Consider the following 22,733-nt stretch of genomic DNA (forward strand, 5'->3'; position numbering starts at 1 on the left):
GCGGGCGGCCTTTTCCGTTGCTGGGCAGACGCCATAGGTTGACTGCATTTCCCACGCACGCATTGTCAGTGGGCATCGACACCCGTGGTGTGCAGCAGGTTCCTGACGTTGCGGACGCCATCGACGGAGGCAATGGCGAGTTCGACCTTGCGGGCAATGCCGATGGTTTCCACCGAACCTTCTACGGTGACGGTGTGGCCGTCTGCGTGGACGTCAATGCTGTTCATATCGACTTCGGGGACGTTCTCGATGTTGTCGGAGACGCGTGCCTCCAGATCGTCGCTTTCATCGCGGTCGATCGTGTCGGGGCGAAGAGAATCCCGCAGGCCGTTCTCGTTGCCATCTCGGTCGATCCCATCAAGGCGAAAGCCCGAGTTGTCGTCACTGTCAAAATTTGCGGGTGTTTCACCGTAACCGGGATTTGCAGCGGCTGCCTTTGCGTCAGAGCCTGCATCCGAATAGGGCCAGCCTTCATCGGTGTTGCGCTCCTCGAAGTCGCGGTAATCCTCTTCGCGCGACAGGGATTTCCTTCGGTCGTCATCCATAGCCATTGCGGTTCTCCTTCAACGTTTGCTGAAAAGAGAACGTCTCAACTGGCAGATGGTTCGCAATGAGTTTTGCCGGCGATGAGATCAATGCAACCGGAAATCCGATTTCCACCGCCTGCAGATTGCAGCCAATTCGTGGAGCATGTTCTGCGAATCGCCTAGCGCTTTTTCGTCAACACCAATGGGAGAGAGCGAAATGGCGAGTTGCTTCGCGAGTAATGGTGACAAATGGGAAATCTACAGCGGAACCGACGGCTGGCGTTGGCGATGCACAGCATCGAACGGGCGCATTGTCGGAGCGTCGCTCCAAGGCTATTCCAACCGAAGCGACTGCATCGACAATGCACGACGCAACGGCATGACCTGTAATCCAGCCTAGGTCTTCAATAGAGCGCGACCGCATAAAGCTTCGCGCTCTATGGAGCCTGCTAAAGAGCAGTCTTCTCGTCAGCGGGCGCAGCGGTTGCCGGCGACGGCACGTCATCAGCGACCTGTTCTGCAACGGCAGCGAGATCGAGATTTCCCCAAATTGATTTCGGCTGGCTGCGATCTGTACGGCGGGATGACTTGATTTCAACAACGAACGGCTTCGACTGAGCGCGCATATGATTCCTACTGAAATGCGTTGAACGAATCCATCAACGCGACAACCCTATGAAGCGTTCCACTCCGGCGCAAGCTCAATCGGCACATTCGCTCGCGCCTGCCACAACCAATACAGCTTCAGGCCAGCCAGCCGACAACAAACCGTCTTGGAACAAGCGGTTGCGGGCGATGCTGGCTATTTGGGGCCTGCGTGGCATCGCCGTGCAGATTGTTGCGAAAAATCCTTGAAGGAACAATCAATGTCGACTAGGTAGCACGTCGCCGAACATGATGGCGTCGAAGTTTACCGCTTCGATGATATCTGGCCGGCCACCTTCCCTACTCGTGTAGAGGCACTGGCAGCGGCTAAATTGCCGCAGAGCGTACAGCTCGGCAGCCAGGTTGCGAACAATATATCAGCGTGCAGACGGCACCTGGACAACGGAATGATCGGCCCAAGACGATCGCTCCGACGCCCATGTCGTCGTTGACGCCAAGGAATGAAAAAGACTGCGAATGACCATTAAAGAACGTTTTTTGAAACAGCAGCATGCCTGGATGCTCGGCGCATGCTATTCCCGCAAACACCCGGATTTCAATCGCTACGGCGGCGTCGATGTTTCTGTCGCACCCCGCTGGAAAGACAGCATGGATACGTTCATCAACGACATGATGGACACGCTGCCGCGCAGCCTCGCAGAACGCCGTCTGGCACTGGTCAATCCGCGCCGTCCTTTCGAGCCCGGCAATGTCGAATGGATTTTCACCAGCAAGCATCGCGGCCTGCGCGCGCCTGATGGCACCCGCCCCGAGATGCCGGAGCAGCGTCTGCGCCGCGCCTGAGCCTATCCTGAACCTTCTACATTCGCCGGTTGGTGAGGCACTCCATGCCCCCGCCGGCGAAACTGTTTCAGGCGGCCTTACAATGGGTGTTTCCGCGTTGCCGCAGCCATCATGATCTGCCGCGCATGCTCCGCGTCACGACGATGATGACCAGCCCTGCCACGACAGCCAGGGCGCCCCAGTAGATCCACGGTGTCTGGTCGATCATGAAACTCTCTGCCGGATAGGGAAAGTAACCGCTGCCCTGCCCCATCCAGATCAAACCGATCAAGACCAGCAGCCCCGCCAGGCCATACACCAATTTCGCCATATCACTCACTCCTGCGCAATCCTTGCCGATCTGTACGGATCACGCAAGCGCCGGGATCATCATCGACCTTCAACCGCGATGACGATGACGATGACGCACCGCTCCAGGGACCTGCGCACATGAAAAGCCGCGCGCTCGTGAAAGCACGCGGCTCAAAATGATCGACCAAGATCAGGTCAACCGGATCGGAGGGTTGGCCTACTGCAGTGTGCGGGGTGGCAGGCCCTGCGCCATCTGCGCGCCCGGCTGGACAGCCCCCGTACCGGCTTCCGGCCCGTCAAGGCCGGTCGCGACGACGGAGACACGGAACTTGCCATCCAGATTGCGGTCGAAGATCGCACCGACGACGATATCCGCATCGTCCTGCACTTCGTCGCGAATGCGGCTTGCGGCTTCATCGACTTCGAACAGCGTCATGTCGGAGCCGCCGGAGATCGAGATCAGCACGCCCCTGGCGCCGCGCATCGAGATGTCGTCGAGCAGCGGGTTGGCGATGGCTGCTTCCGCAGCCTTCATCGCGCGCTCTTCGCCGGATGCCTCCCCGGTGCCCATCATCGCCCGACCCATGCCGCGCATGACCGACTTCACGTCGGCGAAGTCGAGGTTGATCAGGCCTTCCTTGACGATCAGGTCGGTGATGCAGCCGACGCCGGCAAACAGCACGCGGTCGGCGGTCATGAAGGCATCGGCAAAGGTGGTCTTGGCGTCGGCGATGCGGAAGAGGTTCTGGTTCGGGATGACGATGACCGTATCGGCAGCCTGACGCAGCGCCTCGATGCCGGCATCGGCCGTCTTCATGCGACGGTTGCCCTCGAAAGTGAAGGGCTTGGTGACGACACCAACGGTCAGGATGCCGGCATTGCGGGCCGCCTGTGCAATCACCGGTGCCGCACCTGTTCCGGTGCCGCCGCCCATGCCGGCAGTGACGAAGCACATGTGCGACCCTGCCAGGTGATCCATGATCTCGTCGATCGATTCCTCGGCAGCAGCGCGGCCGATTTCCGGCAGCGAGCCGGCGCCGAGGCCTTCGGTCACCTGGGCGCCGAGCTGGATGCGGCGCGAGGCCTTGGAGGTGGCAAGCACCTGCGCATCGGTATTGGCCGCAATGAATTCAACGCCTTCGAGGCTTTCCGCGATCATGTTGTTGATAGCGTTGCCGCCGCCGCCACCGACGCCGATCACCGTAATTCTTGGCCGCATTTCGGAAATCCCGTTCTTGGCGTTCGTCATCGCAATCTCCTTCGTGCGCTTGTCTGCTGTCGGCTCGCCGATCTGTCGGGTCCCGAATCGCGCATCAGCCTAAGGGCGCAAGAAGGCAGAGCCGGGGCGAAAGAACAAGATGCAGGCTTTTCTAAAGTTTATCCGGAACCTTTTTTGATATCGATGCATTAGGTTGATTCAAGCCCTCAGCAATAAAGAACAAGCCTGCCCAACGAGAGGAGTACCGCGCAGATGCCTATGCTCGCAGCACACCAGTCCATCGCCCCTCCAAAAGACCACATTCTGACCGCTCAGGAGGCGCTCGAGCCGCTGTTCCTGCAGATCGAGGCGGAAGCCGAGTTGCGGATGGTTGCGGCAGCGCTACAGGCCGGCTGGTCGGCCGAAGACGCAGTGAGCGCCATCGACCAACTGCGCCGCAGTGAGCTTATCCCGGACCACCACTGAGACGCCGGGTCAATAAAAAATCATTCGCCTTGAAAGCGAGATGGCCTATCTCTACCGCGGTCTGGTGATTGCGGAGCTGTTTTTTTCATGTCCATCAAGAATATTTGCGTTTTCGGTGCGGGTGCGCTTGGCGGTGCCATCGCAGCCAAGATCGCGTCGTCGCTCGGCGATGATGTCACTGTGTCGGTGATTGCGCGCGGCGCTCATCTGGAGGCCATCGTTCGCCATGGGCTGACGCTGCATGAGGCTGGTGCCGAGGCGCCGATCAACGTGAAGGTAACGGCAACCGATAATCCTGCCGACCTACCGCCGCAGGATCTGGTGATCACAGGGCTCAAAGGCCATCAACTCAGCCCGGCCGCGAAAGGGATGGCAAAATTATTGAAGCAAGAGACCCGCGTCGTGATGATCCTGAACGGGATTCCATGGTGGTATTTCCACCGCGACGAACACCCGGAATTTGCCGAGCTGCAGTTCGAGGAGCTCGATGCGGGCGGTGCGCTCTGGAGCCTCATTGGCCCGCAACGCGTGATCGGCTGCGTCGCGCATCAGGGCGCGGAAGTCAGCCAGCCCGGCGAGATCAGGCTGAGCAACAGGGGGCGCTTCATCCTTGGAGAGCCGTCGGGCGAGATCAGTGCCGACCTCCAGGCTATCCAGGCGCTGCTTCAGCAGGCAGACATCAACGTGACGCTGTCATCGCGGATCCGCGACGACATCTGGAACAAGCTGATGGGGAACGCTTCGTTCAACCCGATCAGCGCGCTCACCCGTTCGTCGATGGCGGAGCTGATGGCCGATCCCGCCGTCAGCGACCAGATCGGCAAGGTGATGAGGGAGGTCAAGGCGGTTGGAGAAGCACTGGGCGCCAATGTCGGCATGTCGGTGGAGGATCGCCTGGAACAATCCAAGCAGATCGGCCCGGTCCGGACCTCGATGCTGCAGGATCTCCTCGCCCGCAAATCGCTGGAGATCACGCCGCTGGTCGGCATGCTGGTCGCGCTCGGCAGACTGACGTCGGTTGCGACACCGGTGTCGGAAACCCTGCTCGCGATGGTCTCACAGCTCGATCGCGAAAACTGCAAGCCGGCATCCTGATTTCTGCGACCGCTGATCATCGCGGCTGCCTACACTATGTCCAATCCTGCCGATCTGATTCAAGACGCTCAGAAAATGAGTCCGGAAACGCCTTCAGTGCCTTGAAAAAATAGGACTTACTTCAGCCAGCTGCCCATTCGATCGACCGCCTCGACGATCTCGGCTTCAGAGCCCGCATAGGAGATGCGCATCGAGCGATGACCTTCCAGCGGATCAAAATCGAGGCCCGGCGTCGCGGCGACGTCGATCTCGGCCAGCATCCGCCTGGCGAATGCCATGCTGTCATTGGTGAAACGCGTGACATCGACATAGGCGTAGAAAGCGCCGTCCATCGGCGAGGCAATCGACAGGCCCATCTCCGGCAGGCGGCGCATCAGGAAGTCCCGGTTGGCGGCATAGCTTGCCTTGTAGACGTCGAGTTCGGCGGCAGCGCCGAGTGCCGCGGTCGCCGCGATCTGCGAGAGTTCGGGCGGCGAGATGTAGAGGCTCTGGGCAACGCGCTCGATCGTGCGAACGACACGCTCCGGCAGCACCATCCAGCCGATCCGCCAGCCGGTCATGCAATAATATTTGGAGAAGGAATTGATGACGATCGCCTCGTCGGTCAGTTCGAGCACACTGGTTTCTTCGCCGGCAAAAGTCAGGCCGTGGTAGATCTCGTCTGAGATGAAGGCGATCGAATTTGCCGAACAGTAGTCGGCAAGTGCCGTCAGCGCCTTGCGGCCGGTCACTGTCCCGGTCGGGTTTGCCGGGCTTGCCAGCAACACGCCCTTGAGACGAATGCCGCTGTCGTTCTGTGCGGCTTCAAGGCTCTCGGGCGTCAGGGTGAACTGCGTTTCCGCGGTCACCGGAACTTCCAGAACCTGGAGCCCCAGCGCACCCAATATGTTGCGATAGGCGGGATAACCCGGCCGGGCGATCGCCACGGCATCGCCCGCATCGAACAATGACAGGAATGCGAGATTGAACCCGGCAGACGATCCTGTCGTGATCGCAATACGCGCAGGATCGATCTCCAGGCCATGCCTGTCCCGGTAATGCCAGGCAAGCGCATGCTTCAGTCGCGCCGTTCCGAGCGCATCCGTGTAGCCGATCTTGCCTTCAGCAAGAGCGGCCCTTGCCGCCTCAAGGGCTGCCTGCGGTGCCGAATGGGATGGCTGTCCGACAGCCATGGAGATCACCGGCCTGCCGCTTGCGCGTCGCTTCGTCGCTTCCGCCAGGACATCCATGGCGTGAAAGGGCTCGACTTCGCTGCGTTTGGAAATGGAAAACACGGATCTCTTCTCTTTCGGCTCGGTTAGCGGCCCGACAATTGCCGCATTGGTGAGGTCTTCACAATCCCGCGATCACATCACGGATGCGAAAATTCCTGTTTCAACACGGCGCGACGCACCGTATTTTGGCGCTTCGCATTGCGTCTCCTTCCGGAGAGTGTGATATCCGAAGCACCGAACGACCGACATCATCTGTAAAAGACGAGGATATCATGGCCCTTCTCCCGAAAATCTTCACAGCGCTGGCGCTGACTGCCTCTGTTGCCTCCGCGCAGCCGGCCGCAGCACTCGACGACGCGCAGAAGAAGGAGTTCGGCGAGTTCATCAAGCAGTACCTGATCGAGAACCCCGAGATCATGCTCGATGTACAGGAAGCGCTGCAGAAGAAGCAGGAGTCGGCGCGGCTGGTGAAGGCCAACGCCACGATCGCGGACAACAAAGCGACGATCTTCGATTCCAAGTACGACATGCAGATCGGCAACCCCAAGGGCGACGTCACCATCGTCGAGTTCTTCGATTACAATTGCGGCTATTGCCGCCACGCGCTGACCGACATGCAGACCATGCTGCAGAAGGACCAGAACGTCCGCTTCGTGCTCAAGGAATTCCCCATCCTCGGACCGGAGTCGGTCGCGGCCCACAAGGTATCCGACGCCTTCCGCAAGCTTGCACCTGAAAAGTACAGCAAGTTCCACGTCGCGCTCCTGACGAGCGACGGCCGCGCCGACGAAGCGAGCGCCATCGAAGCTGCGCAATCGCTCGGCGTCACCGAAAAGCAGATCCGCGCCGAAATGGCCAAGAGCCCGAGTGATGCGTCCGTTCAGGAGACCTATTCGCTCGCCCAGAACCTCGGCATCACGGGCACGCCCTCCTACGTGATCGGCAATGAACTGGTGCAGGGCGCCGTTGGCTTCGACGACCTGGAAACCAAGGTCAAGAACATGCGCAGCTGCGGCAAGACGAGCTGCTGAGGCACCACCCATCAAATCGCCAAAATCGACGTGTTTCAGCCATGTGGACAAATGCGGCGCTATTCCTGATGCCTTATCCAAAGGGCTTTCTTTAGTCCTTTGGTGAGTCTATAGGTTGCCCTCGCACATTTGACGGAACACTCGATGACGCAAACCATTTTCGTCCTGAACGGGCCTAACCTGAATATGCTCGGCAAAAGAGAGCCTGGCATATACGGCGGCAAGACGCTTCAGGACATCGAGACGGAGTGCAAGTCGGCCGGGCGCGAGCTCGGTATCGACATCGACTTCCGTCAGAGCAACCATGAAGGCGTGCTGGTCGACTGGCTCCACGAAGCCGGCGACAAGGCAATCGGTGTCGCTATCAATGCCGGCGCCTACACGCATACATCCGTTGCGCTACATGATGCGATCCGCGCCATTTCCATTCCCGTGGTCGAGCTCCATATATCCAACGTGCATGCGCGGGAAGAATTTCGCCACAAGTCGATGATTGCGCCTGCGGTTAAGGGCGTCATCTGCGGCTTCGGACCATATAGCTACATTCTGGCGCTGCATGCGCTTAAGAACATCACGGCATAAAAAGAAGACAGGGCAAACACTCATGGCTGAGAAGAAAAACGGTATCGATCAGGCACTGATCCGCGATCTCGCGAACATCCTCAACGACACGGACCTGACTGAAATTGAAGTCGAGCAGGACGATCTGCGCATCCGCGTTTCACGCGCCGGCAACGTGCAGTATGTCCAGGCGCCGATGGCACAGGGCTACGCGCCTGCTCCGGCAGCAGCAGCTGCCGCACCTGTTGCTGCTGCTCCGGCTGCACCGGTCCGCAACCCGGCCAACACGATCAGCGCGCCGATGGTCGGCACCGTCTACATGGCGCCTGCGCCGGGTGCTCGCGCCTTCATCGAAGTCGGCGCGACGGTCAAGGAAGGCCAGACGCTGCTGATCATCGAAGCCATGAAAACGATGAACCAGATCCCTGCGCCGAAGTCGGGCAAGGTCGTCGAAATTCTTGTCGAGGACGGCAGCCCCGTCGAATACGGCCAAGCTCTCGTGGTCGTCGAATAAGGCGGACGTCATGGTCTCGAAAATCCTCATTGCCAACCGAGGGGAAATTGCCCTTCGCGTGCTTCGCGCCTGCAAGGAGCTCGGCATTCCCTGCGTCGTCGTTCACTCGACCGCAGACGCCGATGCCATGCATGTGCGGCTTGCCGACGAAAGCGTTTGCATCGGCCCGCCGCCTTCGCGCGACAGCTATCTGAACATTCACCAGATCGTTGCTGCCTGCGAAATTACCGGTGCCGACGCTGTGCATCCGGGCTACGGCTTTCTCTCCGAGAACGCCAAGTTTGCGGAAATCCTCGAAGCCCACGGCATCACCTTCATCGGCCCGACTGCGGAACATATCCGCATCATGGGCGACAAGATCACGGCCAAGACGACGGCGCAGGAACTCGGCATCCCCGTCGTTCCCGGCTCCGACGGCGAAGTGAAGACCGAAGAAGAAGCGCTGACGACGGCGGCCGAAATCGGCTACCCGGTGCTGATCAAGGCGACTGCCGGCGGCGGCGGACGCGGCATGAAGGTTGCCAAGTCCGAGGCGGACGTGATCGAAGCCTGGTCGACGGCGCGTACCGAAGCGGCTGCCGCTTTCGGGAACGAAGCCGTCTACATGGAAAAATATCTCGGCAAGCCGCGCCACATCGAAATTCAGGTGTTCGGTGACGGCGAAGGCAATGCCATCCATCTTGGTGAACGCGACTGCTCGCTGCAGCGCCGCCACCAGAAGGTCTGGGAAGAAGCCAACTCGCCGGCACTCAACGTCGAGCAGCGCATGAAGATCGGCGAAGTCTGCGCCGATGCGATGCGCAAGCTGAAGTATCGCGGCGCCGGCACGATCGAGTTCCTCTATGAAAACGGCGAGTTCTATTTCATCGAAATGAACACCCGTCTTCAGGTCGAGCATCCGATCACCGAAGCAATCACCGGCATCGACCTCGTGCACGAACAGATCCGCGTTGCCTCCGGCGGCGGTCTTTCGGTGACGCAGGACGAGGTGCACTTTCATGGCCACGCCATCGAATGCCGCATCAATGCCGAGGACGCACGCACCTTCGTGCCCTCGCCCGGCACCATCACGCATTTCCATGCGCCGGGTGGCCTTGGCGTCCGTATCGATTCGGGCGTCTATCAGGGCTACAAGATCCCACCCTACTACGACAGCCTGATCGGCAAGCTGATCGTGCATGGGCGCACCCGCGTCGAATGCATGATGCGTCTTCGCCGTGCGCTTGACGAGTTCGTGGTCGATGGCATCAAGACGACGCTGCCGCTGTTCCAGGATCTGGTCGATAATCAGGACATCGCCAACGGCGATTACGACATCCACTGGCTGGAAGAGTATCTGGCCAGCAAGCCGGCTTAACCGAGATGGCAGGGTCGCGCAGGAAATCTCCAGGCATCACACCGGAAATTCTCCTGCGCGCCTATTCTATCGGGCTGTTCCCGATGGCCGAGTCGGCAGACGACCCTGAAATTTTCTGGGTCGAGCCCGACCTTCGCGGCGTCCTGCCGCTCGATGATTTTCATATTTCCAAGAGCCTGGCCAAGACCGTCCGGCGACAACCGTTCGAGATCCGCTTCGATCATGATTTCGATGCGATCATCGCGGCCTGCGGCGAGGAAACACAGGGGCGACCCAGCACCTGGATCAATCAGACGATCAAAGGGCTCTATTCGACGCTGCACCAGATGGGTCATGCGCACACGGTCGAAGCCTGGGATGGCGATCAGCTGGTCGGTGGGCTCTACGGGGTCTCGCTCGGCTCGGCGTTCTTCGGCGAGAGCATGTTCTCGCGGCGCACCGATGCCTCGAAGATCTGCCTCGTGCACCTGGTCGATCGGCTACGGGCCAGCGGCTTTACCCTTCTCGACACCCAGTTCACGACAGAGCATCTGAAGACATTCGGCGCCATCGACGTGCCGAAGGACGAGTACGAGCATATGCTCGCAGCAGCGATGGATTCGCCGCATCTCAAATTCTGAAATTATTTGGCGGCCTTGTCGGGTGCCGGTACGTCCGATGTCGCCTTGCAATCCTTCAGCCAGACGTCGTAGATCGGATGCTCCACGGCATTGAGGCCGGGACTGTCGGCAAACATCCAGCCGGTGAAGATGCGGCGGATCTTGCGATCCAGCGTGATCTCGTCGACTTCAACGAAGCCGTCGATCTTCTGCACTTCGGTCTGGTCGCGGGAGTAACACGCCTTCGGCGTCACCTGCAGCGCGCCGAACTGGACGGTCTCGTTGACATAAACATCGAATGTGGTGATGCGGCCGGTGATCTTGTCGAGGCCGGAAAACACGGCAACGGGGTTGTCGATCCGGGCGGCAAGGACCGTCTGCGGCAGGAAGGACGAGCCAAGCGCCAGGGCGATCCCGGCGGCACGCAGGACTGGGTTCCGCGTGAAAAGCTTCATATCTTCCGTCTCCACCGCATCTCAAAATCGAAGGCCGCAGTGTCTGCGGCCATCCTGCGGGTATAGGTCAAATGTGGCTAAAAACGGGGCCGGACGGCCCGATCAGTTGCCCGGTGTCCAGGCGTCGTAGTCACCGGTAACGCGCGGGCGTTCGCCTGCAACGGCCAGCGAACCCGGCGGACGGTAAGCCTGTGCCGAACCGGTCGGATTGGCACGGTGGGCAATCTGCCATTCCTTGGCAACGTAGTCTTCCTTGGATGGCGGAACGTCGGTGCGATAGTGCATCCAGCCGTGCCAGCCGGGCGCGATCGCCGAGGCGTCCGCATAGCCCTTGTAGATCACCCAACGACGCGGCAGGCCAAACGAGGTGGTGCCGCCTTCATAATAGACGTTGCCCAATTCATCTTCGCCGACGCGCTTGCCGAAACGCCAGGTCGCAAAACGTGTGCCGATCGTCTGACCGTTCCACCAGGTGAAGATTTGCAGGAGGAGAGTTTTCATGTCTTTTCCTTGAGCTTGCCGGATGGCGAGCGGGACCAGAATTTGATCCTTCGCTTATGCCGCCAGCGGAGCGCATTGTCCAGTGATTCCAGAGCCACAGCGGCTCATTTCAGTGCCATCTTGAAGCCGAGATGCGACGGCTCGAAACCAAGCCGCTGATAGAAGCGGTGGGCATCCTTGCGTTTGGCATTGGAGATGAGCTGCACGCGCGGCATTCCACGGCGCCTCGCCTCGGCAATGCAGAATTCGATCATCTGCGCACCGATGCCCCTGCCGCGCATGTCACCCCGCGTCTGCACCGCCTCGATGATCATGAACGAGGCGCCGCGGCCGGCCAGCGTGGTGGTGATCGATGTCTGGAAGGTGCCGACCACCTCGCCGGCCAAGTCCGCCACGAAGAGCGTCTGATCGGGCGATGCTGCAATCGTATCGAAGGCCCTGAGATAATCTGGCAGCGCGTCGGCAGCGACCGTATCGCCGTGACCGCCGATATCATCGGCAGCGAACATCGCGATCAAGGCGGCAAGATCGTCCCTGCGGGCTTGGCGGATGATGATCTCGGCCGGCATGACGATCGCCTCAGTAGCTGGTGAGCGGCTTCTCAAGGATCAGCGCCGCAATGCCGGACTGACCCGGGCCATTGTTGTCGCTCTTGCCGACATCGGCGAAACCAAGCCTGCGGTAGAAGGTGATCGCCGGCTCGTTGCGCGGCTCGACCTCGAGCCGCATGATCTCCGCTGCGGGAAAACAGGTCTCGAGCTCGGCGAAGATATCGCGGCCGATGCCTTGACGCTGCAGCGATGGGCGGACGTAGAGCAGATGCAGCGTGGCCGTCTTGGTCATTTCGCCGGACATCGCCGCATAGCCGACGCCGCCAATCTCCTTGCCGTCGTCGGCAACGAGGAATTCGGCGTTCTTGTTGGCGAGACGCGTCTTCAGCGCCGCCTGCGAAAACAGCGTCGCCACCAGTTCCGCAACCTTCGGCGCGCCGAGCAGCGCGTCGTAGGTCGCATGAAAGGTCTCGGTCAGAAGAGCGCGAACCTTGTCGAGATCGCGCTCGCTGGCGGTGCGGACGAAATACAAGGCCTATTCCTCGACGATGCCGAGCTTGGCCTTGACCAGCGCCTGGACGGTCTGCGGGTTGGCCTTGCCGCCGGTCGATTTCATCACCTGACCGACGAACCAGCCGGCAAGAGCGGGCTTGGCCAGCACCTTGGCCACCTGATCCGGATTGGCGGCGATGATCTCGTCGACAGCCGTCTCGATGGCGCCGGTGTCGGTAACCTGCTTCATGCCGCGGGATTCGACGATCTCGGCCGGATCGCCGCCCTCGGTCAGGACGATTTCGAAGACGTCCTTGGCGATCTTGCCGGAGATGGTCTCGGCCTTTATGAGATCGATGATGCCGCCGAGCTGGGCAGCAGAAACCGGAGTCGTTTCAATATCTTTGCCGACCCTGTTCAATGCGCCCAGCAAGTCGTTGATGACCCAGTTGGCGGCCATCTTGCCATCGCGGCCTTCGGCAACGGCTTCGAAGTAATCGGCGATCGCCTTCTCCGACACCAGAACCGAGGCGTCGTAGATCGACAGGCCGAGTTCGCGCACGAAGCGCTCCTTCTTGTCGTCAGGCAGTTCCGGCAGGTCGACCTTCAGCGCTGCCACGAAGGCATCGTCGAATTCGAGCGGCAGCAGGTCGGGATCGGGGAAGTAGCGATAGTCGTGCGCATCTTCCTTGGACCGCATCGAGCGCGTCTCGCCCTTGCCGGCATCATACAGGCGGGTTTCCTGATCGATGGTGCCGCCATCTTCGATGATGGCGATCTGGCGACGGGCTTCGTATTCGATCGCCTGACCCATGAAACGGATCGAGTTGACGTTCTTGATCTCGCAGCGCGTGCCGAAGCCTTCGCCCGGACGGCGCACGGAGACGTTGACGTCGGCACGCATCGAGCCTTCGTCCATGTTGCCATCGCAGGTGCCGAGGTAGCGGACGATCGAGCGCAGCTTGGTGACGTAGGCCTTCGCCTCGTCAGACGAGCGCATGTCGGGCTTGGAAACGATTTCCATCAGCGCCACGCCGGAGCGGTTCAGATCGACATAGGACATGGTGGCATGCTGGTCGTGCAGCGACTTGCCGGCGTCCTGCTCCAGATGCAGCCGCTCGATGCCGATCTCGATGTCTTCGAACTGGCCCTGACGGTCCGGTCCGAGCGAGATGACGATCGTGCCCTCGCCGACGATCGGATCCTTGAACTGCGAGATCTGGTAGCCCTGCGGCAGGTCGGGATAGAAGTAGTTCTTGCGGTCGAAGATCGAACGCTTGTTGATCTGCGCCTTCAGGCCGAGACCGGTGCGGACCGCCTGGGCAACGCATTCCTCGTTGATAACGGGCAGCATGCCGGGCATGGCGGCATCGACCAGCGAGACGTTGGAATTCTGCGGCTTGCCGAATTCGGTCGACGCGCCGGAAAACAGCTTCGAATTGGACAGCACCTGCGCATGGACTTCCAGGCCGATGATGACTTCCCAATCGCCGGTGGCGCCGGGAATGAAGCGTTTCGGATCAGGCGTGCGAACGTCGACAAGGGTCATGGGATGCTCTTTTGAGGCTATTCTTTTCAACTGGTGAGGTAACGGAAATGGCTTTCCGGTGCAAGGGTTTCGGCGCGTTGGAGGTGCCGGCACGGCCGGCAGCGCCGATTTTTCGGTTGTTAACGGGCGCCTGTTAGCGTCTGCGGATGCTGGCCAACGATATCATCAAAATCATCGCTCTGCTCATGGCGTGGAACGCATTCGTGTTCGCGATCTATTTCTTCGACAAGCGGGCCGCGCGCCACGGCCAGTGGCGGATCAGTGAAAAAACGCTCCTGACGCTGGCCTTCGTTGCGGGAAGCCCAGGCGCGGTGGCGGCGCAGCAACTGCTGCGTCACAAAACGCAGAAAGAGCCGTTTCGATCGATGCTGGTCGCCATCGCCGTGCTGCATCTGCTGATCGCCGTGGCGCTGATCTGCGCCTGCGCGAGCAGAGCACTCGGGCTGATCTAGAAAGCGCCGTAGGTGTCATCTCCGCCTGATACCACCAACTTCGACAGGCCCACCGATGGCACGTCGCGATCAAGCTTGGGATTATAGGCGATGGAGAGCCAGTGGATGGCATAGCCGTTCTTCTTGAAGAAGCCGATCGCCTCGTTGTTTTCTGCATGGGTGTGCATCGTCACCTTGTCGAGCCCCTGCTCGGCCACCTCCTTCTCGATCGATCCGAGTAGGGCGGAGCCGAGACCGTGACCGGTGAAGGACGGATCGATCCAGAAATCGGAAATGGTCTCGTCAAGATCCTCGCGGGCCGCCCAACCTGCAACGTGACCGTTCCACTCGATCACCGTGATCGTCAACCACCGCGTCTCGGCGAAATTCAGGAAAGCGGCGCGGGCCGCAGACGCCATCGCATCCGCCTCGCCAATCGGCGCCATCGCCTTCTGCCAGGCACGCAGCCCGATCTCACTCAAGACCTCGGCTTCGCCTTCGTGGGCATTTCGAATATTGATCAACCATACCTCCGGGACAGGGAGGCAGTAAAACACCGAATCGGCACGTTTTCAAAGCATTCCGTTGCGCAGCGCCCAGCTTATCCCCCACCGCGCAGGCTGCGGAATGCTTGACGGCCGTGGCGTGGAGCACTATCAAATCCGGATGTTGAACTCGTCATCAGAGACCCGGTAGAGGCCCTGCCCGCAAGTTTTCTTGCGCGCATGGGCCCGACAAAAACGAAGCCCTGACGTCCACTGCGGGCGCCAGACAGTTTTTGTGCGTCTTCGAACGACGCGAGACCGGATCAACATCTCCATGGATATTTCACGCACGGAGCAGCGCGTTCTGCACCTGTTGGCCCAAGGCGGCCGCATCGAAATCAAACGAGACGACAGAAAAAAGATCGCAGTCGTCAGCTGCTTTACCCGCGACGGCTGGACCTACCCGGACTTCGACCTCGAACTCTTTCGCAAGCTCAAACGGTTGAGGGCGATCAGGTCGCAAACCGGCCAGCCATACCGGATCACCGAACGCGGACTGCGACTGGTGCGGTCGCAACCCGACAACCGGTGAACAAGGACCGGCGCCCCATGGGCGCCGGTTCGCTTGGTCAGCGTTGCAGCAGGCGGTACTTAGTCAGGGCGATGCCGGTGTCCTTGTAGCCGGAGATGTCAGTTGCGCAACTGTCATCGACCAACAGGTAGCTGCCTGTCCTTGAATTGATATCGGCAAGACTGACCTTGTGGCGGCGCTCGAGATAGCCGTAAAGCGCCCAATCCTCGGCGCCGGCGCCGCAGACCGTGACAATCTCCTCGCATGCATTCGCGGACGTGCAAATGCGGGAGGCGATGGCCGATGCGTTGGCGATGGTGTTTGCGTCAACGCCGGGCCGTCCGACATTCACACCGACAAGCACGAGGCTAAGCGCAAGCAAGACGTACAGGCCGGATAAAAGCCGCCGACGGGCCACCCCATCGAGCCCGCGCAGGGCCCGCATGACAGCAGGTATGCAGGCGACCGCGAACGCCGATGCGAAGTAGGCAAGCGAGGGATTGAAATAGAAGCTGGCGACACGCGGGCTGACGAGCAGCGGCAGCGATGCCGAAAATCCGACAAGCGCCAAAAAGGTCGCGGCACGCAACCGCAAACGCCTGCGGGCCTCGTCCTTCGCAGCCGCAATTCCCCAACGCCTGTCGCAAAGCAAAACAACCAGAGTGATGATGGCGGGATAGGCGTTGACGCGCAGGAATGCGCGCACGGCGTCCCAATGGCCGCCCCCAGTTCCGCGTTGACCACTCAGGCTCGGCAGCAACTGGATCGACAAATAGCGCTGGATCGCATCCCGTGCGCCATCGAATTGCCAGAGCACAACAAAGAAAGCAGCGACGGTTACTGTCATGATCAACGTATCGAGCACCACGCCTACCAGGGTCGGCCGGCGGAACGCGATCCAATAGATTGCAGGCATGGCGAGCGGAAAGAGCCCCACCGGACCTTTCGTCAACAGTGCCAATGCGATCAAAAACCCTGCCGCCGCCATGACGATCAAACGCGACGCCGCTTTGCGAACGCCGGATTGGCCGTAAGACTTGACGATGCAATAGATGGCAAGGGACGTGAAAACGATCAGGAGGTTTTCGATCATCCCATTGGTGAAGGCCCAGCTGACACGGCCTGCAGCCAGCGCCATGGTCAAAGCCAAGGGACCGGCAGCGCGGAGCTCCGGATCATCGGCGTGCAGGCTTTGCCATATTTTCAGCAGGATAAAGCCGCTGGCAAGCAGGGTGACGAACGAGAAGCATTTCTCGACGACGATCGTATCACCGAAGAGACGGAAGGCGATCGATTCCAGCCACATCATCAATGGCGGGTGTTCGGAGAAAACCGAGAACAAGGTCTTGGAGAATTGCAATTGCCAAGCCGAGCCGGTCCCCTCCGACAGGTTGCGCGCTATGCTGGCATAGATAGCACCGTCGAAGAAAACCGACTGGTGCATCATCTGGCGCATCACCAGCAGGCAGACCACGATTGCGAGAATGATCCAGAGAGGCTTCGCGACGTCACTGGATGTAGCGTCAGGGAGGGCCGGGCTTGGCCGTGTACGCTTCACTTCCATATGAACCTGCTGGCAATCACGAATTTCCAGACCGTATCAATGGCGATGCCAGCGAGCGTTGCGAGGAAGACCACATGGACAAGTCGTTCATAGGCGATGGTTGCAGCCGATACGTTGGCAATGATGCCGACGGAGGAGACGAGCAGGAACTTCACATAGCCCCAGAACTTGTTCCAGCCACGCAGTCGCCGGTCCTGGAAGGTCAGCAGGTTGTTGAGGAGGAAGTTGCTGGTGGCGGCAACCAGCGTCGCCACTGTCTGCGCCGCGATGAAGGGCACGGAGAGCGCAAGCGCCGTGTAGAGCACCGCCAGATGGATGAAGAGGCCGGACCCACCGACGAACAGGAAGGAAATCAGACTGGCCGGCAGCACGCCGCGGGTCATCTTGCTCAGCAGGAACGTCACGAATTTCCAGATGACGTAGCTATCGAGCTTCGATTCGCCGCTGAGGCGGGCGCCGAAATCGAAAGGCACCTCTGCGTGCCGCAATTCCCTGTGGGAGTAGAGGATGTCGAGCAGCAGCTTGAAACCGGGATCGCCAAGACGCGGCGCCACATTCAGGAAGGTCTCGCGGCGAATGATGAAGAAACCCGTCAAGGGATCGACCAACCGGCGACCGAGCACGAAGCTGCTCAGCCAATTGCCGACCTTTGAAAGGGTGTTGCGCAGCGGCGAAAGCGCATCCGCCTGGCGCTCATCGCCAAGCTTGCGTGCGGCGCTGACAATATGGAAATCGCCCTGCTGCAGGCGATCGACCATTTCCTTGACGACCTCCGGGTCGTGCTGACCATCGACATCCATCACGCACAGCAGGTCGCCCTTTGCCGACAACATGCCCTGGATGCTTGATCTTGCCAGGCCACGATCCTGTAGACGGGTGATGATGCGCACGCGCGGATCGTCAACCACATAGTCGAAAACCTTCTGCGCGGTTCCATCGGCAGAATTGTCATCGACGAAAATGATCTCCCAATCGGCATCGCGAAGCGCAGCCTTGGTGCGCTCGATGAAAGGGATGACATTTCCGGACTCGTTAAAAGTCGGAGCGATAATCGAGATTCGTCCTGCCGGCACAGCGTGATCCATTTAAAAAACCTGAACGCACCTAACAGGTCGCTAAATCAAAATCCAGCGGCAAGCAAACGCGGACAGTGCCACAAGCAAATTGCACGGGGTACTGTCCGCATATCAAGCGGATGACGGTGAGTTTCTTACCACCACTTGGCAGGCGTGAACCTGCCGGCTGCCTGTTCGATCACATAGGCCGTCTTGAAGAGGGTTTCCTCTTCGAACGGCTTGCCGATCAGCTGCAGGCCAAGTGGCAGGCCCTTGTGGTCGAGGCCGGCCGGGACGGCGATGCCGGGCAGGCCTGCCATGTTGACGGTGACGGTGAAGATGTCGTTGAGGTACATGTTGACCGGATCGGCGGCCAGATCCTCGTCGGCGATGCCGAACGCAGACGACGGGGTGGCGGGTGTCAGGATGGCATCGACGCCGGCGTGGAAGGCGAGGTCGAAGTCGCGCTTGATCAGCGTGCGGACCTTCTGTGCCTGGATGTAATAGGCGTCGTAGTAGCCGGCCGAGAGCACGTAGGTGCCGATCATGATACGGCGCTTGACTTCCTTGCCGAAGCCGGCAGCGCGGGTCTTCTCGTACATGTCGGCAATGTCCTTGCCATCGACACGCAGACCGTAGCGAACGCCGTCGTAGCGCGCGAGGTTGGACGAGGCTTCGGCGGGTGCGACGATGTAATAAGCCGGCAACGCGTATTTGGTGTGCGGCAGCGAGATGTTGACGATCTCGGCGCCGGCGTCCTTCAGCCAGGCGATGCCCTGCTGCCAGAGGGTCTCGATTTCCTCAGGCATGCCATCGACGCGGTATTCGTTCGGAATGCCGATCTTCATGCCCTTCAGCGACTGGCCGAGCACGGCTTCGTAGTCAGGAACAGGCAGATCGACCGACGTGGTGTCCTTGGCATCGACCGATGCCATCGAGCGCAGCAGGATCGCGGCATCGCGGACGTCGCGGGCGATCGGGCCGGCCTGGTCGAGCGAGGATGCGAAGGCAACCGTGCCCCAGCGCGAGCAACGGCCATAGGTCGGCTTGATGCCGACGGTGCCGGTGAAGGCGGCCGGCTGGCGGATCGAGCCGCCGGTGTCGGTGGCGGTGGCGCCGGCGCAGAGGTGGGCGGCAACAGCGGCTGCCGAACCGCCCGACGAGCCGCCCGGAACGAGCTGCTGGTTGGAACCTTCAGCGCGCCACGGGTTGATCACCGGGCCGTAGAACGAGGTTTCGTTGGAGGAGCCCATGGCGAACTCGTCCATGTTGAGCTTGCCGAGCATGACGGCGCCGTCGTCCCAGAGGTTCTGGGTGACGGTCGATTCGTAATGCGGCTTGAAGCCGTCGAGGATGTGGCTGCAGGCCTGGGTGTGGATGCCTTCGGTGGCGAACAGGTCCTTGATGCCGAGCGGAATGCCTTCGAGATCGCCACCCTTGCCGCCGGCAAGACGCGCGTCGGAGGCTTCCGCCATCTGCAGCGCCTTTTCAGGCGTGACCTTGATATAGGCGTTGAGCTTGTCGTTAGCCGTCTCGATCGCCGAGATATAGGCTTCGGTCAGTTCGGTTGCTTTGATTTCCTTGGCGCGCAGCTTGGTGCGGGCTTCGGCAATGGTCAGGCTGGTGAGTTCGCTCATGATGTTTCGCTTCAAATCTGGAATGGCAACGGAGTCGGAAAGCGGCGAGAGGCCTTATTCGACGACTTTGGGCACCAGGAAGAAATTCTGATCGGTGACCGGCGCATTGGCGACGATATCGGCAGCCTTGCTGCCATCGGTCACGGCGTCGGCGCGCTTCTTCATCAGCATCGGCGTGACCGAGGTCATCGCCTCGACGCCCTCGACATTCACTTCCGATAGTTGCTCGACGAAACCGAGAATACCGTTCAACTCGCCAACCATGCGGTTTGCCTCGTCTTCGGAGACGGCAATACGGGCAAGGCGCGCAACGCGCTTAACGGTGGCAAGATCGACGGACATGGTCTTCTCCGGATGGGATTTTCCCACCCGCTATAAAGGCCATGCCCGCTGTGTGCAACGGGCATGGCGTTTCGATTGCGCAGATTTCCGCCCTCAGATCGGGGCGATTGCGATCGGCTGATCAGACAGAGACGCTGCCGCCCGACTTCATCACCTCGACAGCGGTCTTGGAGCCTTCCATGCCCTTCACGAACTTGTCCGGCGTCTGCTCGAGCAGCCCGAACGTGCCGTAGTGGCAGGGAATGACCTGCTTGAAGTTGAAGAAACGCTGACAGGAGAGCGCTGCCACTGCGCCGCCCATGGTGAAACGATCGCCGACGGGCACGATGCCGATATCGGGCTGATGCAGTTCGTTGATCAGGCCCATGTCGGTGAAGATATCGGTGTCGCCCATGTGCAGGACCGACATTTCGCCATCGAAATGCATCATCAGGCCATTGGCACTGCCGAGCGAATGAGACACACCGTCCTCGGTGATCTGGGCAGAGGAGTGATGCGCCTGGGTGAGCGTTACGGTGAAGCCGTCAAAGCTGACCGTACCGCCAGTGCCGGCCATTTCGAGCTTTTCGACGCCGCGATGGCCGAGCCAGGCCGAGAGATCGGCATTGGCGAGAACCGACGCGCCGGTCTCCTTGGCGATCTGGATGGTGTCGCCGACATGGTCGCCGTGGCCGTGGGTCAGGAGAATGTGCGTGACGCCCTTGGTCGCTTCCTTGATGTCCTGCCCGGCAAAGCTCGGATTGTGGGTCAGGAACGGGTCGAGAAGAATTGTCGCCTTTGCGGTCTCGATGCGGAAGGCTGCGTGCCCTAGCCAGGTGATCTTCATGAAATGTCTCCTTGTATTATGTGATGCAAAAACCTGTTTCGATCGCTATGGACATATCCGATGCAGCCGCAAAGAAAAGCGGTGGCGGCTTCAATTTGTTTTGACGGGATGAAACGACGATGACGGTGCTGACGATCGAAGAACTGGCGGCAGCCCTTCAGCCGGGACAAGCCATTGCCGGGCTGGACCTCGGCACCAAGACGATCGGGCTGTCGATGTCGGATCTCGGGCGACGCTTCTCGACGCCGCGAACGGTGATCAAGCGCGAGAAATTCACCATAGATGCGCAGGTGCTGCTGGCGTTTGCGGCCAAGGAGAAGGTCGCTGCCCTCGTCATCGGCCTGCCGATGAACATGGATGGCTCCGCTGGACCGCGTGTGCAGGCGACTCGCGCCTTTGTTCGCAACATGGAGCAGAAAACCGCCCTGCCCTTCGTCTATTGGGACGAACGGCTATCGACGGTGGCTGCCGAACGGGCGCTGCTGGAGATGGACGTATCGCGCGCCAAGCGGGCCGAACGCATCGATTCGGCGGCCGCAAGTTTCATTCTTCAGGGAGCCCTGGACAGGCTCTCGTCGCTGGCAAGAGCGGCGTCCGACGACTTGGACGCCTGACGTGCCTGCCACCAGGCAAAAATCTTCCTGCGTTTGCGGAAAGCCATGATGGCTAAGACGACCAAGCTGTCGACAGCGATAGCGCGGGCGACCAGCGGCGGAATGACTTCCGGCGGAATGCCGAGAACATTGGCATAGACCTGGAAGGTCAGGTCATGCGCCTGGCGCGTCAGCATGAAGATGCCGAAGCTCATGTCGTAATAGGAAAGCCAGTACCAGCCCGCCAGGAAGACGATCGGACCCGCCCAGAAAATCAGGAACCACTTCATGCGGTCGCCCCTCTTTGTCTTTTTGCGAATGGCCGCTCAAGCGAAACCAGCCATGTCGACAATGCCATCAAACTGAGAACCAGGGCCGGCACCGCGATATCCAGCGCAAGCACGGCAAAGAACATCATCGCGGCAACGAGGAACATGATTCTCGCGATTTTGGTTCCCATGGTTCCAGACACTCAAAACTTTGAAACTGTCCGGCAACCTGACCCCTTAACCTTCGCGACGCAATGTAAACCATTTGTTAAGGTTAACAGCATGGCCGCTTCCTGTGGAAACACGGATGGCCGATCAGCCGTAAACGCCGCGAACGATGCGTTTCAGCGCTGTTTCCGCCTTCTCCCAGTCCTTCGGCGTCTTCAGCGCCAGACCGGCACACTGCCCGCCTGCCGACGCCGAGAGCACGATATGCTGGATGGCGGCGATCAGAATCGCATTGACGGCGACGGCATCGACACCCTTCGGCGGTGTCAGCGATCCGCGCATGCGCTCCAGCCAGTTGGCCAGCGCCTTCGAGCGTGCTTCGGACAGCCGCCTCACCTGCTCTGTGTTTTCCGACACTTCCCAAGCGACGATGCGGCGCATCAGCGGGTCATCGCGCAAGGCTTGGAGGAAGAGCAGCGACAGGCGCTCCATCAGGTCACCATAGGTGAGCAGGAACATACCGCCGGTATCTTCCGGAATACGGTCCTTGACCCAGGTGCCGAGATCGGCGCCGATCGCATCGACCAGGCCATTGAGGCCGCCGTAATAGCGATAGATCAGCTGCTTGTCGCAGCCGGTCTTGCGGGCGACAGCATTGATGCCGAAATTCTGGAAGCCCTCTTCCGCCAGCAGCGCCTTGGCGGCATTGAGGATGGCCTTTTCCGTTGCACCACGATCCCGCACACGCTTTTCGGGTTCGGCCTGCGGGGCGTCGGAGATCGGGGTCAGGACCATGGGATCATTCAGCATCAGGGACTCGGTTTTATTTGTCACTCATCGGTGAGTAACAACGCCGCGTTCAACCGGCAACGGCCAAACCCTTGAAAGATTGTGGATAGTTTTGCCCGCCGCCCTGAGAGCG

30 protein-coding genes are annotated in these 22,733 nt (G+C 60.2%); 13 read left to right on the forward strand and 17 right to left on the reverse strand.

Going from position 1 to position 22,733, the window contains the following annotated elements:
- Nucleotides 1–65: 65 nt before the first annotated feature.
- The gene (locus tag GVL52_RS05210; RefSeq protein ID WP_160004533.1) at nucleotides 66–551 is read right to left on the reverse strand and encodes a BON domain-containing protein; all 486 of its coding nucleotides are present in this window, start codon (nucleotides 549–551) and stop codon (nucleotides 66–68) included.
- A gap of 193 nt (nucleotides 552–744) precedes the next feature.
- Between GVL52_RS05210 and GVL52_RS05215 the strand changes: the two genes are divergently transcribed.
- The 3 genes from GVL52_RS05215 (at nucleotide 745) to GVL52_RS05225 (ending at nucleotide 1,976) form a co-directional block, all read left to right on the forward strand.
- Nucleotides 745–927, forward strand: a complete 183-nt coding sequence (locus GVL52_RS05215) for a DUF1508 domain-containing protein (protein ID WP_160004535.1) — start codon at nucleotides 745–747, stop codon at nucleotides 925–927.
- Between the two features lie 275 nt (nucleotides 928–1,202).
- Nucleotides 1,203–1,382 carry a hypothetical protein gene (locus tag GVL52_RS05220; RefSeq protein ID WP_160004537.1) on the forward strand — a complete coding sequence of 60 codons (180 nt, stop codon included), beginning with the start codon at nucleotides 1,203–1,205 and terminating at the stop codon, nucleotides 1,380–1,382.
- A 267-nt stretch (nucleotides 1,383–1,649) separates the two neighbouring features.
- Nucleotides 1,650–1,976 (forward strand): hypothetical protein, encoded by a 327-nt coding sequence (locus GVL52_RS05225; RefSeq protein ID WP_160004539.1) that lies wholly within the window; start codon nucleotides 1,650–1,652, stop codon nucleotides 1,974–1,976.
- Between the two features lie 109 nt (nucleotides 1,977–2,085).
- Here GVL52_RS05225 and GVL52_RS05230 read toward each other — a convergent pair whose 3' ends face one another.
- Together GVL52_RS05230 and ftsZ are read right to left on the reverse strand one after the other, a co-directional pair.
- Nucleotides 2,086–2,286: a hypothetical protein gene (locus GVL52_RS05230; protein ID WP_160004541.1), complete on the reverse strand. Its 201-nt coding sequence runs from the start codon at nucleotides 2,284–2,286 to the stop codon at nucleotides 2,086–2,088.
- A 198-nt stretch (nucleotides 2,287–2,484) separates the two neighbouring features.
- Nucleotides 2,485–3,516, reverse strand: coding sequence for a cell division protein FtsZ (gene ftsZ, locus GVL52_RS05235; protein ID WP_160004543.1), 1,032 nt, complete (start codon nucleotides 3,514–3,516; stop codon nucleotides 2,485–2,487).
- Between the two features lie 228 nt (nucleotides 3,517–3,744).
- Here ftsZ and GVL52_RS05240 point away from each other — a divergent pair, with 228 nt between their 5' ends.
- Nucleotides 3,745–3,951, forward strand: a complete 207-nt coding sequence (locus GVL52_RS05240; RefSeq protein ID WP_160004920.1) for a hypothetical protein — start codon at nucleotides 3,745–3,747, stop codon at nucleotides 3,949–3,951.
- Nucleotides 3,952–4,038: 87 nt separating this feature from the next.
- Entirely contained in the window at nucleotides 4,039–5,046 is a 1,008-nt protein-coding gene (locus tag GVL52_RS05245; protein ID WP_160004545.1) for a ketopantoate reductase family protein, read from the forward strand.
- A 116-nt stretch (nucleotides 5,047–5,162) separates the two neighbouring features.
- Here the strand turns inward: GVL52_RS05245 and GVL52_RS05250 are convergent, their stop codons facing one another.
- Nucleotides 5,163–6,320: a pyridoxal phosphate-dependent aminotransferase gene (locus tag GVL52_RS05250; protein ID WP_160004547.1), complete on the reverse strand. Its 1,158-nt coding sequence runs from the start codon at nucleotides 6,318–6,320 to the stop codon at nucleotides 5,163–5,165.
- Nucleotides 6,321–6,532: 212 nt separating this feature from the next.
- Between GVL52_RS05250 and GVL52_RS05255 the strand changes: the two genes are divergently transcribed.
- From GVL52_RS05255 to aat, 5 genes are all read left to right on the forward strand, one after another.
- Nucleotides 6,533–7,291, forward strand: a complete 759-nt coding sequence (locus tag GVL52_RS05255) for a DsbA family protein (RefSeq protein ID WP_160004549.1) — start codon at nucleotides 6,533–6,535, stop codon at nucleotides 7,289–7,291.
- A 144-nt stretch (nucleotides 7,292–7,435) separates the two neighbouring features.
- Nucleotides 7,436–7,873 (forward strand): type II 3-dehydroquinate dehydratase, encoded by a 438-nt coding sequence (gene aroQ, locus GVL52_RS05260; protein ID WP_160004551.1) that lies wholly within the window; start codon nucleotides 7,436–7,438, stop codon nucleotides 7,871–7,873.
- A 22-nt stretch (nucleotides 7,874–7,895) separates the two neighbouring features.
- Nucleotides 7,896–8,366, forward strand: a complete 471-nt coding sequence (gene accB, locus GVL52_RS05265; protein ID WP_160004553.1) for an acetyl-CoA carboxylase biotin carboxyl carrier protein — start codon at nucleotides 7,896–7,898, stop codon at nucleotides 8,364–8,366.
- Nucleotides 8,367–8,376: 10 nt separating this feature from the next.
- Nucleotides 8,377–9,723: an acetyl-CoA carboxylase biotin carboxylase subunit gene (accC, locus tag GVL52_RS05270; RefSeq protein ID WP_160004555.1), complete on the forward strand. Its 1,347-nt coding sequence runs from the start codon at nucleotides 8,377–8,379 to the stop codon at nucleotides 9,721–9,723.
- A 5-nt stretch (nucleotides 9,724–9,728) separates the two neighbouring features.
- Complete coding sequence (gene aat, locus GVL52_RS05275) at nucleotides 9,729–10,343, forward strand: leucyl/phenylalanyl-tRNA--protein transferase (protein ID WP_160004557.1); 615 nt, start codon at nucleotides 9,729–9,731, stop codon at nucleotides 10,341–10,343.
- A gap of 2 nt (nucleotides 10,344–10,345) precedes the next feature.
- Here aat and GVL52_RS05280 read toward each other — a convergent pair whose 3' ends face one another.
- From GVL52_RS05280 to gatB, 5 genes are all read right to left on the reverse strand, one after another.
- The gene (locus GVL52_RS05280) at nucleotides 10,346–10,777 is read right to left on the reverse strand and encodes a DUF2155 domain-containing protein (RefSeq protein ID WP_160004559.1); all 432 of its coding nucleotides are present in this window, start codon (nucleotides 10,775–10,777) and stop codon (nucleotides 10,346–10,348) included.
- Nucleotides 10,778–10,879: 102 nt separating this feature from the next.
- On the reverse strand, nucleotides 10,880–11,278 hold the full coding sequence (locus tag GVL52_RS05285) for an NADH:ubiquinone oxidoreductase subunit NDUFA12 (protein ID WP_160004561.1): 399 nt from the start codon (nucleotides 11,276–11,278) through the stop codon (nucleotides 10,880–10,882).
- Between the two features lie 104 nt (nucleotides 11,279–11,382).
- Entirely contained in the window at nucleotides 11,383–11,847 is a 465-nt protein-coding gene (locus GVL52_RS05290; protein ID WP_160004563.1) for a GNAT family N-acetyltransferase, read from the reverse strand.
- 10 nt (nucleotides 11,848–11,857) lie between these two features.
- Entirely contained in the window at nucleotides 11,858–12,361 is a 504-nt protein-coding gene (locus GVL52_RS05295; protein ID WP_160004565.1) for a GNAT family N-acetyltransferase, read from the reverse strand.
- A gap of 3 nt (nucleotides 12,362–12,364) precedes the next feature.
- Nucleotides 12,365–13,870: an Asp-tRNA(Asn)/Glu-tRNA(Gln) amidotransferase subunit GatB gene (gene gatB, locus GVL52_RS05300; RefSeq protein ID WP_160004567.1), complete on the reverse strand. Its 1,506-nt coding sequence runs from the start codon at nucleotides 13,868–13,870 to the stop codon at nucleotides 12,365–12,367.
- A 146-nt stretch (nucleotides 13,871–14,016) separates the two neighbouring features.
- Here gatB and GVL52_RS05305 point away from each other — a divergent pair, with 146 nt between their 5' ends.
- Nucleotides 14,017–14,322, forward strand: coding sequence for a DUF1294 domain-containing protein (locus GVL52_RS05305; protein ID WP_160004569.1), 306 nt, complete (start codon nucleotides 14,017–14,019; stop codon nucleotides 14,320–14,322).
- Here the strand turns inward: GVL52_RS05305 and GVL52_RS05310 are convergent.
- Nucleotides 14,319–14,825: a GNAT family N-acetyltransferase gene (locus GVL52_RS05310; protein ID WP_160004571.1), complete on the reverse strand. Its 507-nt coding sequence runs from the start codon at nucleotides 14,823–14,825 to the stop codon at nucleotides 14,319–14,321. The two genes, GVL52_RS05305 and GVL52_RS05310, sit on opposite strands and share 4 nt — an antisense overlap.
- 295 nt (nucleotides 14,826–15,120) lie before the next feature.
- Here GVL52_RS05310 and GVL52_RS05315 point away from each other — a divergent pair, with 295 nt between their 5' ends.
- Nucleotides 15,121–15,378, forward strand: coding sequence for a YjhX family toxin (locus GVL52_RS05315; RefSeq protein WP_160004573.1), 258 nt, complete (start codon nucleotides 15,121–15,123; stop codon nucleotides 15,376–15,378).
- 37 nt (nucleotides 15,379–15,415) lie between these two features.
- On the opposite strand, the gene GVL52_RS05320 is transcribed toward GVL52_RS05315, so the two are convergent.
- The 5 genes from GVL52_RS05320 to GVL52_RS05340 form a co-directional block, all read right to left on the reverse strand.
- Complete coding sequence (locus GVL52_RS05320; RefSeq protein ID WP_160004575.1) at nucleotides 15,416–16,921, reverse strand: glycosyltransferase family 39 protein; 1,506 nt, start codon at nucleotides 16,919–16,921, stop codon at nucleotides 15,416–15,418.
- Nucleotides 16,912–18,006, reverse strand: a complete 1,095-nt coding sequence (locus GVL52_RS05325) for a glycosyltransferase (protein ID WP_160004577.1) — start codon at nucleotides 18,004–18,006, stop codon at nucleotides 16,912–16,914. Before GVL52_RS05325 ends, GVL52_RS05320 begins: the two co-directional genes overlap by 10 nt.
- A gap of 125 nt (nucleotides 18,007–18,131) precedes the next feature.
- Complete coding sequence (gene gatA / locus GVL52_RS05330) at nucleotides 18,132–19,613, reverse strand: Asp-tRNA(Asn)/Glu-tRNA(Gln) amidotransferase subunit GatA (protein ID WP_160004579.1); 1,482 nt, start codon at nucleotides 19,611–19,613, stop codon at nucleotides 18,132–18,134.
- A 54-nt stretch (nucleotides 19,614–19,667) separates the two neighbouring features.
- Nucleotides 19,668–19,955 (reverse strand): Asp-tRNA(Asn)/Glu-tRNA(Gln) amidotransferase subunit GatC, encoded by a 288-nt coding sequence (gene gatC, locus GVL52_RS05335; RefSeq protein WP_160004581.1) that lies wholly within the window; start codon nucleotides 19,953–19,955, stop codon nucleotides 19,668–19,670.
- A 121-nt stretch (nucleotides 19,956–20,076) separates the two neighbouring features.
- Nucleotides 20,077–20,781, reverse strand: a complete 705-nt coding sequence (locus GVL52_RS05340) for a metal-dependent hydrolase (protein ID WP_160004583.1) — start codon at nucleotides 20,779–20,781, stop codon at nucleotides 20,077–20,079.
- A gap of 119 nt (nucleotides 20,782–20,900) precedes the next feature.
- Here GVL52_RS05340 and ruvX point away from each other — a divergent pair, with 119 nt between their 5' ends.
- Nucleotides 20,901–21,395, forward strand: a complete 495-nt coding sequence (gene ruvX, locus GVL52_RS05345) for a Holliday junction resolvase RuvX (protein ID WP_160004585.1) — start codon at nucleotides 20,901–20,903, stop codon at nucleotides 21,393–21,395.
- Here the strand turns inward: ruvX and GVL52_RS05350 are convergent.
- Entirely contained in the window at nucleotides 21,332–21,664 is a 333-nt protein-coding gene (locus tag GVL52_RS05350; protein ID WP_160004587.1) for a DUF6105 family protein, read from the reverse strand. The genes ruvX and GVL52_RS05350 overlap by 64 nt on opposite strands.
- A 294-nt stretch (nucleotides 21,665–21,958) precedes the next feature.
- The gene (locus GVL52_RS05355) at nucleotides 21,959–22,621 is read right to left on the reverse strand and encodes a TetR/AcrR family transcriptional regulator (protein ID WP_160004589.1); all 663 of its coding nucleotides are present in this window, start codon (nucleotides 22,619–22,621) and stop codon (nucleotides 21,959–21,961) included.
- Nucleotides 22,622–22,733 lie beyond the last annotated feature (112 nt).

It is taken from the genome of Rhizobium sp. 18055, from assembly GCF_902706285.1.
GTDB lineage: Bacteria > Pseudomonadota > Alphaproteobacteria > Rhizobiales > Rhizobiaceae > Rhizobium.